The following is a 15,682-nucleotide window of genomic DNA, read 5'->3' as shown; positions in this document are numbered from 1 at the left end:
AGTGCCGGGTTGAGTTTCGTCGGCGGAGACGACAAAAGCTATATCATCCTCGAAGCGGAAGGCTCCGAAAGCCAGCTCAAGATGGTGGAGCCGGACGGCCGCGAGAAGCTGGTCGCGCCATAAAAGGCGGCAGGCAGGAATTGGATCTAGCCGCTGTTGTAGGGGAAGAGCTTGAAATAGGGCTGCGCTTCCTCGATCACGCGGGCCACCGACGGGCGCTCAAGCAACCGGTCGTGATAGCGCCTCACCGCGGGATATTGCCACCGAAGGCTTCGACCTTGTTGGCGTAGAATAACGCAGGCGCCGCGGCGCAGTCGGCCATGGTGAAGGCCTCGCCCGTCGCCCATGTATGCGACTGCATGTCCTGCTCGATGATGGCGTAGGCACTGCGCAACTGGCCGCGCGCCTGTTCGACGCCGAACGAGTCTGTCTTGCCTTCCGGCCGCGGCCGGTCGCCGACGATCTTCTGCATCGGCTCCTGGACGTAGAAATCTTAGAACCGGTCGGCGAGGCGGGTCTGGCGGGCGAGATCTATATCGGCGGGGATCATCTCGACCGACCCGGGATAGCGTGCGTTGAGATATTCGATGATGATCGTCGATTCCGGCACCGTCTGGTCCAGCGTCTCGTCGCGCAGCACCGCCGGCCGGCCACAATTTCAGGAACGCCGCGCGCGACTGTTCGTTGCCGAGATCGACGGCGACCGACGCGAACGGCGTGCCATTCTCGTAGAGCGCGATCAGCGGCTTCCAGCAAAAGGAGGCCAACGGGTGAAGATGCATCGTCAGGACATTGTTCCCATTTCGGTGATTCGCGCGGTTTGGCCTTGCCCCCCGATTAACCCCGGGGACCAAACAGACGCAGCTACTTTACCATTGCGGCCAGGATGGTGTCTCAAGGCTCGGCGCCGCCTAATTGGCCCTGCTGTGCGCAACGAGGGCCGCAATAATCGCCGGCCAGTCGTCGGGATGCAGTTCATGGCCACCGCCTTCGATGCGGACCAGCCGCGCGCCGGCAACGGCTTCCGCGAGAGCGGCGCCATGTTCGACAGGAAAGATCGGATCCGCCGTGCCGTGGATGACGAGCAGTGGAACCTGCATATCGCGCAGGCGGCCTTGATAGTCTTCGCCGCCCTTGAGCAGGAAATGATTGGTCGCGCTCAACAGGCCACCGGAACGGTCGTAGTCCTGTTCGACGAAAGCCCTCGTCCGCTTCTCGTCGAATGGATGCGCCGTGCCGGCGATGGCGTGCGCGTCCTTGACGATGAAGTCGACCACCTGTTCACGGTCCGACCAGTCGACCTTTGCCCCCTCGGACGAATGTTTCACATAGGCCTCGCTCATCCCAGGCAGATGCGACGTATCGATCCCGACCGGCGACGTGCTGATCGCGGTAAGCGAGAGGACGCGCGACGGATGCTTGAGCGCTACAAGCTGCGCGATCATGCCACCCATCGACATGCCGGCCACATGCGCTTTGCCGATGCCGTGCCTGTCGAGCACGCGAACGGCATCGTCCGCCATGTCGTCGAATGTGTAAGGTGGCTCGCCCGGCGCATATTTGGTCGAGCGGCCGGTGTCGCGATTGTCATAGCGGATCACGAACAGACCCTCGCCAGCCAGTTTCCGGCAAAACGCCTCCGGCCACCAGAGCATCGACGCCATGGCGCCCATGATCAGCAGCAGCGGCGGATGCGCCGGATCGCCGAATGTCTGGGATGCGATGTCAGGTTCCGCAGTCTTCATCATGGTCGCGATCTCCTCCCAGCAAACCAATTGCATTTTGCAATCAGTTGCACGATAATAAAACTGATCCGATAATGCAACCAGTTTTCCTGGAGAATCGCATGAAAACCGATCACCGGTCCGGATGCCCGATCAACCTGTCGCTCGAAGTGTTTGGCGACAGGTGGAGCCTGATCATCCTTCGCGACATGATTTTCGGCGGCAAGCGCCATTTTCGCGAATTGCTTAACGGTTCGATCGAAGGCATCGCCTCCAACATCCTCGCCGACCGGCTGAAGCGGCTGATGGAATTGGGCATGCTGACCAAGGCCGACGATCCCTCCCACAAGCAGAAGGCGATCTATAGCCTGACCGAAATGGCGATCACGCTGGTGCCGATCCTGGCGCATCTCGGCGCCTGGGGCCGCGTCTGGCTGCCGGTCAGCGAGGAGCTTTCGATCCGCGCAGAACTTCTGGAAAGGGGCGGCCCGCCGATGTGGGACAAGTTCATGGACGAGTTGCGCCACGAGCACCTGGGCGCGCCTTCCGACACGCCGGCGAATGCCACCGTTCGCGCGACCTTGCAGGCCGGATACGAAGCGGTTGTCGCCCGCAAGGCGCCGGAGGCGAGGCGCGAACCGGCCGCCTGACCAACTTATTTTCCCAATTGCAGGCCGGCTCTGCTATCAAGGGGCTGAAAATCATAATTCATGGGATTGGATAACGCTCTTGGTCGAGAACTCTAAGGATACTGCGCGCGCACGCGCGGATTTGCGTTTCAAGAAGCAGGAAGAGGCAGCCACGGTTCGTCAGAAGGCGATGGCGGAATATGTCGCCGAGAGCGACGCTCGCCAGATAAAAACCAACAAGCTGAGGGCGCTGCGTCTCGCCAAGGAAGCGGAAGACCTAGCCAATGCGCCGGCTGCGCCGGTGAAGAAAGCGGCGCGCGCCAAGAAAAAATAGCGCTGGCCAGTCCAGGTCTTCGATAACAGGTCTGGAAGCGACCGGACGGCAGCGCCATATCAGGACAGTGCCCGTCAACGGCGCAACCTTCCATTTCGCCACTTCACGCAAAGCAATTTCAACCGAAACCAGGATTTTGTATCTGTCGTCCCGGATCAATGAATCACGCCTATCAAACAGGAGACTGCCATGACCGCACTGCCGCTGGACAGAGCCAAGCAAATCATCGACGCCGCTTTCGCCAAGGGCGCCGAACTCAAGCTCAAGCCGCTCGGCGTTTCGGTCCTTGATGCCGGCGCCCATCTGGTCGCCTTCCAGCGCCAGGACGGCGCCTCGTTCCTGCGTCCGCAAATGTCGGCCGGCAAAGCCTATGGCGCGCTTGCCATCGGCATGGGTTCGCGCCGTGTCGAAGCCTTCGCCAAGGAACGCCCGCATCTGGTCGCCGGCATCTCGGATGTCTCCGGCGGGCGCGTCCTGCCCGTCGTCGGCGGGGTGCTGATCCGCAACAAGGCCGGCGTCATCATCGGCGCTGTCGGTATCTCCGGCGACACGTCGGACAATGACGAGGCAGCGGCAATCGCCGGCATCGAGGCCGCCGGCTTCACCGCCGACCCGGGCTGAGTCTTTAATATCGCGGCCAAGGGTACGTTGAGATACAGGTCAGATCGGCATCACCTGAACGTCAATGCAGCCTTAGTTCATGTTGATGTCGCGGCTGGCCGACCGCATCGACACCGAGAAGCCGGCCAGCACATCGATCAGCGCGATGACCATCAGCGTGAAAAAGACGGAATGCGCCGCACCCTTGACCAGCAGGAACTCGACCAGGAACGCCACGAAGACGAAGGTCGACAACAAATGGTCCATGATCGAGGCGTTCGTCGTGCGTGTCGCTTTCACCATTTCGATGAAGAAGAAGATCAGCCCGATCAGCACCATCAGGTCGCCAAGGGTCATCGAGAAGACGCCGCCCGACATCATGCGAACTGAGAGGATCTCGGTCACCCACGGATCGTCGCCGCCGCCGAATATTCCCAGAAGCCCGAGATTGTAGAGAACGAAGGGCACGATCAGCAGCGGAATGGCACCGAACATCAGGCGTCTCCGGTTAGACTCCTTCTCTAGTATGCGCCGGGCGTTCGCCGTCAAGAATTTTCGCATGCCAGCGCGAACACGGACAAAGACGGTGCGAAATAACCATGTCAGCCGGAGGCGGCTGCATCCAGATACGGCTGCTGGAGATAGCGCCACGCTGGACGATCGTCTGCGCCAAACGCAAAAAGACCGGCCAGAGGCCGGTCTTTTGGTAGTCACGAAACCGTGGAAAGCGCTTCTCAGCTTTCCTTCGGCTCCAGAACCTGGCGACCGCGATACATGCCGGTCTTCAGGTCGATATGGTGCGGCCGGCGCATCTCGCCGGAATTCTTGTCCTCGACATAGGTCGGGGCCTTGAGCGCGTCGGCCGAGCGGCGCATGCCGCGCTTGGACGGAGAGGTTTTTCGTTTCGGAACGGCCATGGATATGCTCCACTAGATGGTCAAAATGCCCCGGCCGCCCTCGTGAAAGGGCCGCGTCAGGGGCCGGAATCTGAGAAAGTCGGGTGCCTATACACGCCTGCTGCCGTTTTGGCCAGCGCCGAAGCGAATTTTTTTGCCGCTATTGCAGACAGCCGACATAGGCGCCGGACCGGCCCGCGCGCCGCTCGATCAGCGAGGCCAGCCGTCTCAGCCCCGGCCCGGGTTTCGCCGGATTGCGCGCGATCGGATTCGGCAAGCTGACGGCAAGCAGGGCCGCCTGCCGTCGCGACAATTGTTTTGCCGACACCCCGAAATGGTACTGGGCGGCGGCCTCGATGCCATAGATGCCCGGCCCCCATTCGGCAATGTTGAGGTAGATCTCCATGATGCGCCGCTTCGACATCACCGCGTCGAAATAGACGGCCAGCGGCAGTTCGACGACCTTGCGCACCGAGCCCAGCGGCCGCGACCAGAGATAGAGGTTCTTCACCGTCTGCATGGTGATGGTCGAGGCGCCGCGGGTCATCTCGCCGGACAGCGCATCGTCGACGACGCCCCTCAATTCGCCGAGATCGATGCCGCGGTGGAAACAGAACTGCCCGTCCTCCGACATGATGACAGAATGCGCCAGCACCGGCGCCACATCGTCGATCGAAACCCAGCGCCGGTCATAGCCGGAAAACGTCGCCAGGTCCTTCAGCATCAGCGTCGACACCGGATGCACGAACCACGGCAGATAGAGGAAGGTCAGCACCGCCGGTATCAGCGCCAGCACAAGGACGACGGCAACGCCACGCCGGACCCAGCGTTTGAGACCGATGCGGTTGCCGCGTTTCGGTCTACCCGCCATGTCCAACCCTTCGGTTTCGAGATCGACGATCGGTTCCGCCAAGCCGCCCAACCCACGCTACTCCCTGCCCCGGCATAATGGCGCTTGGCTTCTTGCGCAACGTCTGAGTGTCGGCTACCGGTCCCGGCCATGACGAAAGACGACCAAATGCTGTTCGAGACTGCACTTGTCGCACGCGCCGGCCCGCTCAAGGCGCTGCTCAGGCGGCTTCTCGACGACCGCCCGCTTTCGGGCGAGATCGCGCGGCCTGAGCAGCTGATGGCGGCGATGCGCCACGGCGTGTTGAACGGCGGCAAGCGCCTGCGGCCGTTCCTGGTCCTGGAAAGTGCAGCGCTGTTTTCCGCCGACGGCGAGGCGGCGCTGCGCGTGGCGGCGGCCCTCGAATGCGTGCATTGCTATTCGCTGATCCATGACGATCTGCCGGCCATGGACGACGATGATTTGCGCCGTGGCCAGCCGACCGTGCACAAGGCCTTCGACGAGGCGACCGCCATTCTCGCCGGCGACGCCTTGCAGACGCTTGCCTTCGACATCATTGCCGATGAGGCGACAGCGCTGCCGGCTGAGCGCAGGGCGGCGCTGGTGCTGGCGCTGGCCCGTGCCGCCGGGGCCGGCGGCATGGTTGGCGGCCAGACGCTCGACCTCGAAGCCGAGCGGATCAGGCCGGACGAAGCCGGCATCATAAGGCTGCAGGCGATGAAGACCGGCGCGCTGATCCGCTTCGCCTGCGAGGCGGGCGCGATCATTGCCGGCGCGCCACCGGCCGACCGCGAAAGACTGGCCGAGTTCGGCTCGGCGATCGGCCTGGCCTTTCAACTGGCCGACGACCTGCTCGACCTGACGGCGGACGCCAGTCAGATGGGCAAGGCCACCGGCAAGGATGCCGCCGCCGGCAAGGCGACGCTGGTGGCGCTGCATGGCGCCGGCTGGGCGCGGGACCAGCTCAACGGGCTGGTCGACCAGGCGCATGCGCTGCTCGATCCCTATGGCGAAGACGCAGCACTCCTGAAGGGAGCAGCCAGATTCGTGGCGGCTCGCAACAACTGATATCAGAAGGTCTAGCTTTCCCGAAGGCACCTGCAACGGCTCGCAAAATTCCACCCAATAACAGTCAGCCGGACGCGCATCCGTCGAATTGACCTCCCTCGAAGGCGAACATAGGTTCCGCGTCATCCGATCGGCGGGGCGCCTTCCGGAACTGAGCTTGCCGGGATCTCGCGTCCGATGCGCGGCATCGGCGAACGGTGAAGCTTGGCCAACGCGTTCGCTCGGGCAGGCCAGCCCTGCACGCCGCCATGGCAGGCCTATAGCTTGAACCTTTCCTGTATGAGCCTAGCGCATTCCAGCGCCGTCAGCGCGCTGGTGTCTACTTCGAGATCATAGTCGATGCCCTTGTGCACGCGGTCATACTGCCAGCGCGCCAGCCCCGGCAGGCGATCGGCCCGCTGGATTTCGCGGACCTCGAGAACATCGAGCGACGCGAAGACGCCGACCAGGTGAAGATCGAACTTCGACAGCAACCTCAGATATTCCGGCATCTCGCCGTCGCACAGCACGTCGTCGACGATGAGGTTGTTGCCTTGTTCCGCCATCGCGGCAATGGCGTGCCGCATGCCGCGCAAGGTTCGCGCACCGACAGGTCCGGTGCTGATCGCGACCTGCGGCTTGCCGTCCTTCCGTACGGTTTCATAAGACAAGCCGTCGGCATGGTCCTGAAGGGCTTCCGGCAGCATCTCGACGAACGCATCCATCTGGACATGCAGGAAGGGCTCGGCCGTCATCGTCTGCAACGCCTTGGCGATCGAACTCTTGCCGGCGCTGCCGGCGCCGTTGAGAAGGATGATCCTGGCGGTCATGTTTCCAGCGCTTTTCAAACCCGACGAGGCCGCCGGGACCTACCGGTTTCGCACCACAATACAGGCGCCGCCGACGCTTTGCAGTTTCTGGCAGATATTGTCGGCCTTGCCTTTGGTGTCGGCACCGATCCGCACCGCATAGATGCCACGCCTGCCGATCGGGGTCCGCACCCGGCTGACCACCGGATTGCTGCCGCTGAGCAAGGCCGGAAACCGGCGCTTCACGCTGCTCCATTGGTTGAGCGCCGCGGCACGGCGGAAATTGCCGGCCACCTGCACGCCCCACGGCTTGATGTTGATCCTTGCCATGGCCACGGTTCTGGACATGATCACCGGCAGCTTGCGGCAGGCGACCGCGAAGTTCGCTTTCTTGTCGAGCGGCCTGATGGTGCCGGCATAGGCGGTGTCGGTGAACCGGTCGGCCGGCTCGCCCATGACGTCCAGAACGTAGCTTTCGGTCTCCATCGGCAGGAAGCCGCCGGAATTCAGCCAGCGCGACACCCGGCTTTCGCCGGCATTGTAGGCGGCGGCGGCGAGACCCAGATTGCCGAACCCGGCCTTCATTTCGGCGAGATACTTCGCCGAGGCAGGGATAGCCTGCTCGATATCGAAGGAATTGGCGAGGCCGCGCATCTTGGCGGTACCCGGCATGAACTGGGCAATGCCTTCGGCGCCGACCGGACTGACCGCATTGGGATCGAAGCGGCTTTCCTTCCAGATCAGCCGGGCGAAGAAGTCCTTGGGCAGGCCGTTCTGGCTTGCATGGGCCTCGATCAGGTTGCAGACCCGGTCGATCAGCCGCTGTTTGGCAGGGCGCGGCGGATCGGCCTGAACGGCGGTCGCCGAAGCCAGCCCGCCAAGCAAGACCAGCGTCGCCCAGGGGAAGCGCATCGACCTACTCCGCCGCGGCCTTGCCGTGTTGCCCGAACCGGTTGTCGATATAGTCGGCGACCATCTTCTCGAAGTCGGCGGCAATCGACGGCCCGCGCAGCGTCGCCGCCTTCTTGCCGTCGACGAACACCGGCGCCGTCGGCGTCTCACCCGTGCCGGGCAGCGAAATGCCGATATCGGCATGCTTGGATTCGCCGGGGCCGTTGACGATGCAACCCATCACCGCGACCTTGAGGTTCTCGACGCCGGGATATTTCTCCCGCCACACCGGCATGTTCTTCCTGAGATCCGCCTGGATGTTCTGGGCGAGTTCCTGGAAAACGGTCGAGGTCGTGCGGCCGCAGCCGGGACAGGCGGCGACGATCGGCACGAATTGCCGGAAGCCCATGGTCTGCAGCAGTTCCTGCGACACCTGCACCTCGCGGGTGCGGTCGCCATTCGGTTCCGGCGTCAGCGAGATGCGGATGGTGTCGCCAATGCCTTGCTGCAAAAGGATGCCCATCGCGGCGGACGAGGCGACGATGCCTTTTGAGCCCATGCCGGCCTCGGTCAGGCCGAGATGCAGCGCATGATTGGAGCGGGTGGCGAGTTCGGTATAGACGGCGATCAGGTCCTGCACACCGCTGACCTTGGCCGACAGGATGATCTTGTCGCGGCCAAGGCCGATCTCCTCGGCCATTTCGGCCGAGAGAATGGCCGACTGCACGATCGCCTCGCGGGTGACCTCCTGCGCGGTCAGCGGAAAGCCCTGGGCCTGGTTGTCGTCCATCAACCGGGTCAGCAACTCCTGGTCGAGCGAGCCCCAGTTGACGCCGATGCGCACCGGCTTGTCATATTTGATCGCCATCTCGACGATCGCCGCGAACTGCCGGTCCTTCTTGTCCTTGAAGCCGACATTGCCGGGGTTGATGCGGTATTTGGCCAGCGCCTCGGCACAGGCCGGATGGTCGGCCAGCAGCTTGTGGCCGATATAGTGGAAATCGCCGACCAGCGGCACGTTGATGCCGAGCCGGGCAAGCCGGTCGCGAATAGAAGGTACGGCGGCGGCGCTCTCATCACGGTCGACGGTGATGCGCACGATCTCGGAGCCGGCGCGATGCAGCGCGGCAACCTGAGTGACCGTCTGGTCGACATCGGCGGTGTCGGTGTTGGTCATCGACTGCACGACGACAGGAGCACTCCCGCCGACCAACACGCCGCCGACATCGACGCCGACCGATGCGCGGCGCGGAAAGGGAGAGGAAAAATATCCGGTCATGCCGGCTGCCTTTTATCTTGAAGGTCCGGGCATGAGGTGGAGGAGCAAAGATGGCTTGTCAATGGCGACAGTCCGGCAGACCTAGCAAATCCATAACAGGAAAGCGGCGGCAAACACCTTCGATGTCGCCGATGGCCGAGCCATTCAGAGTCTAAAATACTACACCGCTCCCGGCGGCATGGCTGCCGCCGGAGAGATGGTCGCGCGCCGTAAGCGGCGCGGCTAGTCCTGGAGGAACGTCAGTGCGTCGTCGGTTTCGCCTTCAGTTTTTCAATCTCGTCCTTGATAGCCAGCTTGCGCCGCTTGAGATTCACGATTTCGAGGTCGTCGACCGACGGATGGTTCATCGCATCGTCGATTTCGCGCTCGATGTCGCCGTGTTTCCGCTGCAACTCATCAAGATGGGATGCAAGAGACATGATTGGTTCTCCCTTTCATGGTTTCCTCGATTGCAGCCGTCAACGCACGTCCACCGCAGGCTCGCTCTGTGACGGCATAGTGACAGTGTGCCACCATCGGGCATCGATGTCGAATGCCGCGTGGTAGCATTCCACGACAATGTGAAATGTGGTAAGGGCTGCGCGCCGGTGGCAAAAGATGCCGCCCCCGCCCAAATCAAGCCCATTTTGGGCGCCGCAGACGTGCAGACGGTAGATAATGTCCGAACAGGAACAGGCTGATATCCGCCTCGAATATTCTCGGCTGAAGCAGGAGCACGCCGATTTCGACGCCGCCATCAACGCGATGATCGCCATGAGCTGCGATCCGCTGCAGATCCAGCGCATGAAGAAGAAGAAGCTTTTCCTGAAGGACAGGCTGATGGCGCTGGAAGACCGGATCATTCCCGACATCATTGCGTGAGCAAACGCCACCGGCGGCTTTTCAGTAAAGCCGCGGGTCACGATCCCGGTCTGCCTGCGACACTCTTTTGCCACGCGGCCGTCGGAAACCCTTCCGGCGAAGGGAGGTTCGCTTGGAAGAGAAGACGACCGTTGCCGTCATCGGCGCCGGCCCGGCCGGATTGGCCGTTAGCGCCTGTCTCACGCGGGCGGGGCTGGATTTCGTCATTCTCGAAAAGGACCATGAGGTCGCCCCGGCATGGCGGCGACATTACGAGCGGCTGCATCTGCACACGGTCAAGGCGTATTCCTCACTCCCTTCAGCCATTTCCCCGAGCTTTTCCGCGCTACGTGCCACGCGATCTGGTGACCCAGTACTTCGAAGCCTATGCCGCCAGCTTCGATCTGCATCCGCGCTTCGGCGAAACGGTGCGCCAGGTTCGCCGCGATGACGGCCATTGGCTTGTGGAGGCCACATCAACCTGTCTTCGATCGCACCATATTGTCATTGCGACCGGCAACAATGCCGAACCAATCGTCCCGGATATTGCGGGATTGGGTACTTTCAGGGGCAAGGTGCTGCACAGCGCCGACTATGCCAACGCAGTGCCCTTTGCCGGCCAATCGGTGCTGGTCATCGGCATGGGCAACACCGGCGCGGAGATCGCGCTCGATCTCGCCGAAGCCGGTGCACACCCGACGATCTCGGTGCGCAGTGGCGTCCATATCGTGCCGCGCGAACTTTTCGGCGTGCCGATCCAGCTTGTCGGAATGCTTGCAACCAAGGTGCTGCCCCAGCGCGCCAACGACAGACTGTTCCCGATTGTCCTCGACCTCGCGCTCGGCAACCTTGAAAAGCACGGCATCCGGCGACCGAAACAGGGCTTGCTGGAACAGATCGCCACCGCGTCGAGAATACCGGTCATCGATGTCGGCACTGTCCGGGCAATCTCCAGCGGCGCCATCAAGGTCGCGCCGGATGTGAGGCGGATCATGCAAACCGGCGCCTTGTTCAACGACGGTACAGAGGTCGAGCTGGATACCGTCATCCTCGCCACCGGCTACCGGCCAAGCTATCCGAAATTCCTGCAGGCGGACGTGCAACCGGTCCGCGGCGGCGTCAACGAAAGAGCCTCGGCCCTGCGCCTCTATCTCATCGGATTCCACAATCCTGTCACCGGATTGCTGCGCGAGATCTCGCGGGAGGCTATGCGAGTCGCCGACGACATCATGGCGGTTGAACGCAAATCTCACCGTTAGAGCGCTGGCATCCAGGGGGTAAAAAATCACCCTGGGATCGACAGGCTAGCCGCACGGCCCCGCAGCAAGGCAATGAGCTCGCCGGTCTTTGCCTCGGATGTGTCTATCGGCACCACCAGGCACATCGTCGCCTCCACCTTGCCGGGCGCCGAGAAGACCGGCGCGGCCAGGCATTTTGTGTAGGCATCGACCAACCCCGACGTGATGCAATGGCCGGTCGCCTTGGCGGTAGCGATATCGGCTATGAAATCGTCGAGCCGCAATCTGCGACCGTCCGGCAGGACGAGGTCGTCTTCCGACACCATGTCTTCGATCGCGGCCCGTTCGAGACCCGCCAGCAGCAGACGGCCGGAGGCGGTCCAGGGAAGCGGGATCTGCAGGCCGGTGGCCGAGCTGATGCGGAACGGCCTGGTGCCCGGGCTGGAATGGACGATCGTGTAGCGGCCACTTTGCAGCATGCACAATTCGGAGGTCTCGCCGGTCTCGCGCGACAAATTGTCGACCTCCTGACGGCCTCTCCTGAGCAGGTCGTTGCCCCTGACATAATCCATTCCGTAGAGATAGAGCTTCTTGCCGAAATAGACCCGATTGCCGTCGCCAGCCATTTCCAGCAGGCCCGCATCGACGAGTTCGCGCACCAGCGTGTAGGTCGTCGAACGGGGCGCATTCACGCCCTTGGCGAGGTCGCCGATGCCGACCGCGCGCTGGGTTGCGTGCAGGAACTCCAGAATATGGAGCACCCGGTTGAGACCCTTCTCGCGAGAGCCCGAAGTCCTGTCCTCGCCCGGGCCAGTATCCAGCCGAGCCGCCAAGGCATTGCCATCTTGCATTGTTGATTCCCGATGTTAGTATCTGTCTTGTACAGGATACATGTGTCTTTTGTAAGAGACAAATTGCCACTGACGCATGTGTTGCAAAGGGGAATACAACACGAAAAGGAGGTCGCAGTGAACGACACATCCAAGAGACGTGATTTTCTGAAACTGGGAATGGCCGGGCTGGCAACGGCGGGCGTGATGGGCGCGGCCACAGCGGTCGATGTCCAGAAGGCCGCGGCTCAGGCAGCCTCAGACAGCCTGCTGCGCACCGTTCTCGATCGCGGCAAGCTGATCGTCGGCACCGGCAGCACCAACGCGCCCTGGCACTTCGAAAACGATGCCGGCGAACTCGTCGGCATGGACATCACCATGGGACGCATTCTCGCCAAGGGTCTCTTCGACGATCCGACCAAGGTTGAATTCGTCATGCAGGATCCGGCGCAGCGCATTCCCAACGTGACCACCAACAAGGTCGACATCACCATCCAGTTCATGACCATGACCGCCCAGCGCTCGCAGCTGATCAACTTCTCCAGGCCCTATTATGTTGAAGGTGTGGCGTTGCTGACCCTGCCGACCGCTGAGAACAAGACCTTCGACAAGCTGCTCGCCGGTGGTTCGGCGACGCGGATTTCCATCCTGCAGAACGTCGATGCCGAGGCAAATGTGCATATCGTCCTGCCGGAGTCGCAGGTGATGCAAATCGACACCCAGGCCAACGTGCTGCAGGCGCTGGAATCGAAGCGCGCCGACGCGGCCGCGGTCGATCTGTCGACGGTGCGCTGGCTCGCCTCGCGCAATCCGGACAAATATTTCGACGCTGGCAAGAGCTGGTTCTCGATGCTTTATGGTGCGGCGCTGCGGCAAGGCGATCCCGACTGGCTGGCCTTCGTCAACACAAGCTTCGCGACTGCAATGTTCGGTCATGAAACGGCGCTCTACGACGCGGCGTTCAAGGACTATTTCGGGTTGGAGCCGCCGGCTCGCCATCCCGGCTTTCCGGTCATCTGAATAGCTGGCGGAAGGGCGGCAATTGGCGCCCTTCCGCCTCTTTCTCCTCGATGGCCCTTGGCACTGAGGCGGACGCATGGGCTATGCCCTCAATTTCAACCTGATCTGGCGGCATTTCGACAAGCTCTGGGGCGGGCTGCTGCTCAGCCTCGAGCTCGCCGTGATCTCGATCGCCATCGGCATCGTCATCGGCCTCGTTCTGGCGGTCTGGTACGTTTCGGCCGGGCGCGTGGTGCGGGCCGTCATCGCCGCCTATGTCGAGTTCATCCGCAACGTGCCGTTGATCCTGCTTGTCTATCTGGTCTTCTACGGCCTGCCGACCGTGGTCGACATCGCCTACTCCGCGCAGACCTCATTCATCGCCACGCTCTCGCTCTATAGCGGCGCCTATCTGGTCGAGGTGTTTCGCTCGGGGCTCGAAGCCGTTCCGCGCGGCCAGATCGACGCCGGCAAGGCGATCGGCCTGACGCCCTGGCAAAGGCTCATCCATGTGCGGCTGCCGACCATGCTGCGCATCACGCTGCCGGCGCTCTCCAACACCTTCCTGTCGCTGTTCAAGGACACCTCGGTCGCCTCCGTCATCTCGGTGCCCGAACTCACTTACGGCGCTCAATGGATCAACTTCAACACGTTCCGGATCGTGGAGGTCTACCTGGTGGTGACGGCCATGTATCTGCTGACGGGCTATGTGCTGCTTTTCGCGCTTCGGCTTGTCGAGCGCCGGTTCAGGGCGGCACGCTAGATGCTCGGCCAGATTCTCTACGCCTTGCCCTTCCTGGCCGAGGGTTTCGCCCTGACGCTCTGGGTGTCGCTGCTGGTCGTGGTGCTGTCGCTCATCGCTGGCGTATTGATGGGCGTCGGGCTCGTCTACGGTCCGGTTCCACTGCGCTGGGCGGTGCGCATTTTCAGCGACACCATCCGCGGCATTCCGATCCTGGTGCTCATCTTCTTCGTCTATTACGGCCTGCCCGCCGTCGGCGTCCATTTGCAGTCCTTCTGGGCGGCCGTGCTGGCGCTCACCTTGTTCAAGACGGCGCAGGTCGTCGAGTATCTCAGGGGCGCGGTCGCCTCCATCCCGAAGGGGCAGTCCGAAGCGGCGATGGCGATCGGCCTGACCTTTCGCCAGCGCCTGGCCTATGTCATCTTCCCGCAGGCGTTCAGGCGCTTCCTGCCGCCATGGATCAATGGCGTCACCGATGCGGTGAAGGGCAGCGCGCTGGTCTCGCTGCTCGGCATCACCGACCTGATGCAGGCCATCAACCAGGTCATCGGCCGCACCTACGAGGCTATGCCGCTCTACATCTTCGGCGCGCTCGTCTACTTCGCGGTCAACTATGCCCTTTCGCTCGCCAGCCGGCGGTTGGAGCGGCGTTTCTCCTTCATTCGGGAATAGCAATATGTCCGCAAACGCCAATGCCGCGCTGCTCGATGTACGCGATGTCTCCAAGGCCTTCGGCGCCGTCGAGGTGCTGCGAGCCGTCAGCCTTGAGGTAAAGCGCGGCGAGGTGGTGTCGGTCATCGGGCCGTCCGGCAGCGGCAAGACCACGCTGCTGCGCTGCGTCAACTTCCTCGAGAGCTATGACAGCGGCTCCATCCGCATCGACGGCAGGGAGGTCGGCTACCGCGAGGCCGCAACACGCCAGCGCCGCAGCGAGCGCGATCTGGCGGCGATGCGCGCCGAGACCGGCATGGTGTTCCAGAGCTTCAACCTTTTTCCGCATCTGACCGCGGCCGGTAACATCATGCTCGGGCTCCGCAAGGTGCGTGGCAAGAGCGACGCCGAGGCCCGCCAGATCGCCGAGCACTGGCTTGGCCGGGTCGGCCTCGCCCACAAGGCCGACAGTTTGCCGGCCGAGCTTTCCGGCGGCCAGCAGCAGCGCGTCGGCATTGCCCGCGCCGTGGCGATGGAGCCGAAGATCCTGCTCCTTGACGAAATAACCTCCGCGCTCGACCCGGAACTCGTCGGCGAGGTGCTCGAGGTCGTGCGCCGCCTGGCCGAGGACGGCATGACGATGCTGATGGTCACGCATGAGATGGCCTTTGCGCGCGACGCCTCGAGCCGCATCGTCTTCATGGCGGATGGCAGCGTCAGCGCTGCCGGGCCGCCGGCCGAGATTCTGGGGGCGGAGATCGAGAACGAACGCCTTCGCAACTTCCTGGCGCGGTTCCGCGCCTCGCATTTCTGACACTGGGCAGCGAAAGCTGTCGCAAGGAGCTTTTTATGACGCCTTACATCCGGCTCGCCGAACTGGGCCTGACCCTGCCCGAGCCGCCGACACCCATCGCCAACTTCGTCACCCATGCCGAGAGCGGACGGCTCATCTTCCTCTCCGGCCAGGGGCCATTACGCGCCGATGGCACGTTCTACACCGGCAAGGTCGGCGACGACGTCACGGTGGAAGAGGCCTATGCGCATGCCCGTCTTACCGGCTTGAACCTGCTCGCCGTCATGCATGCAGCCGCCGGCGACCTCAGCCGTATCGTGCGCATCGTCAAGCTGCTTGGCTTCGTCAATGCGATCCCGACCTTCAGCGACCACCCGAAAGTGGTGAACGGCTGCTCCGATCTTTTCGCCGATGTTTTCGATAATATTGGCGGGCATGCCCGCTCGGCGATCGGCGTCGGCTCCTTGCCGGGGAACATCACAGTCGAAATCGAGGCGGTCGTCGAGATCGCCGCCTGACTTTTCACCCAT

The 15,682-nt window shown here is 62.7% G+C and carries 21 protein-coding genes and 1 pseudogene; 12 read left to right on the top strand and 10 right to left on the bottom strand.

The genetic code is table 11. From position 1 onward, the window contains the following. Positions 1-146 precede the first annotated feature (146 nt). Both MESS4_RS06410 and MESS4_RS06405 read right to left on the bottom strand, forming a co-directional pair. Positions 147-782, bottom strand: a pseudogene (locus MESS4_RS06410) (glutathione S-transferase family protein). 129 nt (positions 783-911) lie between these two features. Next, entirely contained in the window at positions 912-1,748 is an 837-nt protein-coding gene (locus tag MESS4_RS06405; RefSeq protein WP_006327891.1) for an alpha/beta hydrolase, read from the bottom strand. Between the two features lie 98 nt (positions 1,749-1,846). Here MESS4_RS06405 and MESS4_RS06400 point away from each other — a divergent pair, with 98 nt between their 5' ends. The 3 genes from MESS4_RS06400 (at position 1,847) to MESS4_RS06390 (ending at position 3,308) form a co-directional block, all read left to right on the top strand. Continuing rightward, positions 1,847-2,374: a winged helix-turn-helix transcriptional regulator gene (locus MESS4_RS06400; protein ID WP_006327889.1), complete on the top strand. Its 528-nt coding sequence runs from the start codon at positions 1,847-1,849 to the stop codon at positions 2,372-2,374. A 79-nt stretch (positions 2,375-2,453) separates the two neighbouring features. After that, positions 2,454-2,687 (top strand): hypothetical protein, encoded by a 234-nt coding sequence (locus MESS4_RS06395; protein WP_006327888.1) that lies wholly within the window; start codon positions 2,454-2,456, stop codon positions 2,685-2,687. A 189-nt stretch (positions 2,688-2,876) separates the two neighbouring features. Further along, a complete protein-coding gene (locus MESS4_RS06390) occupies positions 2,877-3,308 on the top strand; it encodes a heme-binding protein (RefSeq protein WP_006327887.1) in 432 nt (143 codons plus the stop codon). 72 nt (positions 3,309-3,380) lie between these two features. On the opposite strand, the gene MESS4_RS06385 is transcribed toward MESS4_RS06390, so the two are convergent. The 3 genes from MESS4_RS06385 to MESS4_RS06375 form a co-directional block, all read right to left on the bottom strand. Continuing rightward, positions 3,381-3,782, bottom strand: coding sequence for a hypothetical protein (locus MESS4_RS06385; RefSeq protein WP_006327886.1), 402 nt, complete (start codon positions 3,780-3,782; stop codon positions 3,381-3,383). Between the two features lie 239 nt (positions 3,783-4,021). Then, entirely contained in the window at positions 4,022-4,204 is a 183-nt protein-coding gene (gene rpmF, locus MESS4_RS06380) for a 50S ribosomal protein L32 (protein ID WP_006203806.1), read from the bottom strand. Positions 4,205-4,343: 139 nt separating this feature from the next. After that, positions 4,344-5,105, bottom strand: a complete 762-nt coding sequence (locus MESS4_RS06375; protein WP_006327885.1) for a transglycosylase domain-containing protein — start codon at positions 5,103-5,105, stop codon at positions 4,344-4,346. Positions 5,106-5,183: 78 nt separating this feature from the next. On the opposite strand from MESS4_RS06375, the gene MESS4_RS06370 reads away from it, so the two are divergent. Beyond that, a complete protein-coding gene (locus MESS4_RS06370) occupies positions 5,184-6,101 on the top strand; it encodes a polyprenyl synthetase family protein (RefSeq protein ID WP_036240795.1) in 918 nt (305 codons plus the stop codon). Between the two features lie 257 nt (positions 6,102-6,358). On the opposite strand, the gene MESS4_RS06365 is transcribed toward MESS4_RS06370, so the two are convergent. The 4 genes from MESS4_RS06365 to MESS4_RS06350 form a co-directional block, all read right to left on the bottom strand. Then, on the bottom strand, positions 6,359-6,910 hold the full coding sequence (locus tag MESS4_RS06365) for a zeta toxin family protein (protein ID WP_006327877.1): 552 nt from the start codon (positions 6,908-6,910) through the stop codon (positions 6,359-6,361). Positions 6,911-6,949: 39 nt separating this feature from the next. After that, complete coding sequence (locus MESS4_RS06360) at positions 6,950-7,801, bottom strand: lytic transglycosylase domain-containing protein (RefSeq protein ID WP_006327872.1); 852 nt, start codon at positions 7,799-7,801, stop codon at positions 6,950-6,952. 4 nt (positions 7,802-7,805) lie between these two features. Beyond that, positions 7,806-9,059 carry a flavodoxin-dependent (E)-4-hydroxy-3-methylbut-2-enyl-diphosphate synthase gene (gene ispG / locus MESS4_RS06355; RefSeq protein ID WP_006327871.1) on the bottom strand — a complete coding sequence of 418 codons (1,254 nt, stop codon included), beginning with the start codon at positions 9,057-9,059 and terminating at the stop codon, positions 7,806-7,808. A gap of 239 nt (positions 9,060-9,298) precedes the next feature. Then, positions 9,299-9,478, bottom strand: a complete 180-nt coding sequence (locus MESS4_RS06350; RefSeq protein WP_006327870.1) for a YdcH family protein — start codon at positions 9,476-9,478, stop codon at positions 9,299-9,301. A 238-nt stretch (positions 9,479-9,716) separates the two neighbouring features. Between MESS4_RS06350 and MESS4_RS06345 the strand changes: the two genes are divergently transcribed. From MESS4_RS06345 to MESS4_RS06340, 3 genes are all read left to right on the top strand, one after another. Further along, positions 9,717-9,920 (top strand): YdcH family protein, encoded by a 204-nt coding sequence (locus tag MESS4_RS06345; RefSeq protein WP_006327868.1) that lies wholly within the window; start codon positions 9,717-9,719, stop codon positions 9,918-9,920. A 67-nt stretch (positions 9,921-9,987) separates the two neighbouring features. After that, positions 9,988-10,350: an FAD-dependent monooxygenase gene (locus tag MESS4_RS35105; protein WP_006327866.1), complete on the top strand. Its 363-nt coding sequence runs from the start codon at positions 9,988-9,990 to the stop codon at positions 10,348-10,350. Further along, positions 10,265-11,158: an NAD(P)/FAD-dependent oxidoreductase gene (locus MESS4_RS06340; RefSeq protein WP_348259371.1), complete on the top strand. Its 894-nt coding sequence runs from the start codon at positions 10,265-10,267 to the stop codon at positions 11,156-11,158. The genes MESS4_RS35105 and MESS4_RS06340 overlap by 86 nt, the downstream gene beginning before the upstream one ends. A 26-nt stretch (positions 11,159-11,184) precedes the next feature. Here the strand turns inward: MESS4_RS06340 and MESS4_RS06335 are convergent, their stop codons facing one another. Then, entirely contained in the window at positions 11,185-11,988 is an 804-nt protein-coding gene (locus MESS4_RS06335; RefSeq protein WP_006327856.1) for an IclR family transcriptional regulator, read from the bottom strand. 159 nt (positions 11,989-12,147) lie between these two features. Between MESS4_RS06335 and MESS4_RS06330 the strand changes: the two genes are divergently transcribed. The 5 genes from MESS4_RS06330 (at position 12,148) to MESS4_RS06310 (ending at position 15,670) form a co-directional block, all read left to right on the top strand. Beyond that, positions 12,148-12,987 carry a transporter substrate-binding domain-containing protein gene (locus MESS4_RS06330; protein ID WP_198292732.1) on the top strand — a complete coding sequence of 280 codons (840 nt, stop codon included), beginning with the start codon at positions 12,148-12,150 and terminating at the stop codon, positions 12,985-12,987. 76 nt (positions 12,988-13,063) lie between these two features. Beyond that, positions 13,064-13,729 carry an amino acid ABC transporter permease gene (locus tag MESS4_RS06325; RefSeq protein ID WP_006327853.1) on the top strand — a complete coding sequence of 222 codons (666 nt, stop codon included), beginning with the start codon at positions 13,064-13,066 and terminating at the stop codon, positions 13,727-13,729. Beyond that, the gene (locus MESS4_RS06320) at positions 13,730-14,380 is read left to right on the top strand and encodes an amino acid ABC transporter permease (protein WP_006327852.1); all 651 of its coding nucleotides are present in this window, start codon (positions 13,730-13,732) and stop codon (positions 14,378-14,380) included. 4 nt (positions 14,381-14,384) lie between these two features. After that, positions 14,385-15,173, top strand: a complete 789-nt coding sequence (locus tag MESS4_RS06315; protein WP_006327851.1) for an amino acid ABC transporter ATP-binding protein — start codon at positions 14,385-14,387, stop codon at positions 15,171-15,173. Positions 15,174-15,208: 35 nt separating this feature from the next. Beyond that, positions 15,209-15,670 carry a RidA family protein gene (locus tag MESS4_RS06310; protein WP_006327850.1) on the top strand — a complete coding sequence of 154 codons (462 nt, stop codon included), beginning with the start codon at positions 15,209-15,211 and terminating at the stop codon, positions 15,668-15,670. The last annotated feature ends 12 nt before the right edge of the window (positions 15,671-15,682 follow it).

It is taken from the genome of Mesorhizobium sp. STM 4661 (genome assembly GCF_000359125.1).
Lineage (GTDB): Bacteria > Pseudomonadota > Alphaproteobacteria > Rhizobiales > Rhizobiaceae > Mesorhizobium.
Note: the sequence above shows the minus strand (reverse complement) of the source record. Positions and strands in the feature narration are given on the sequence as shown.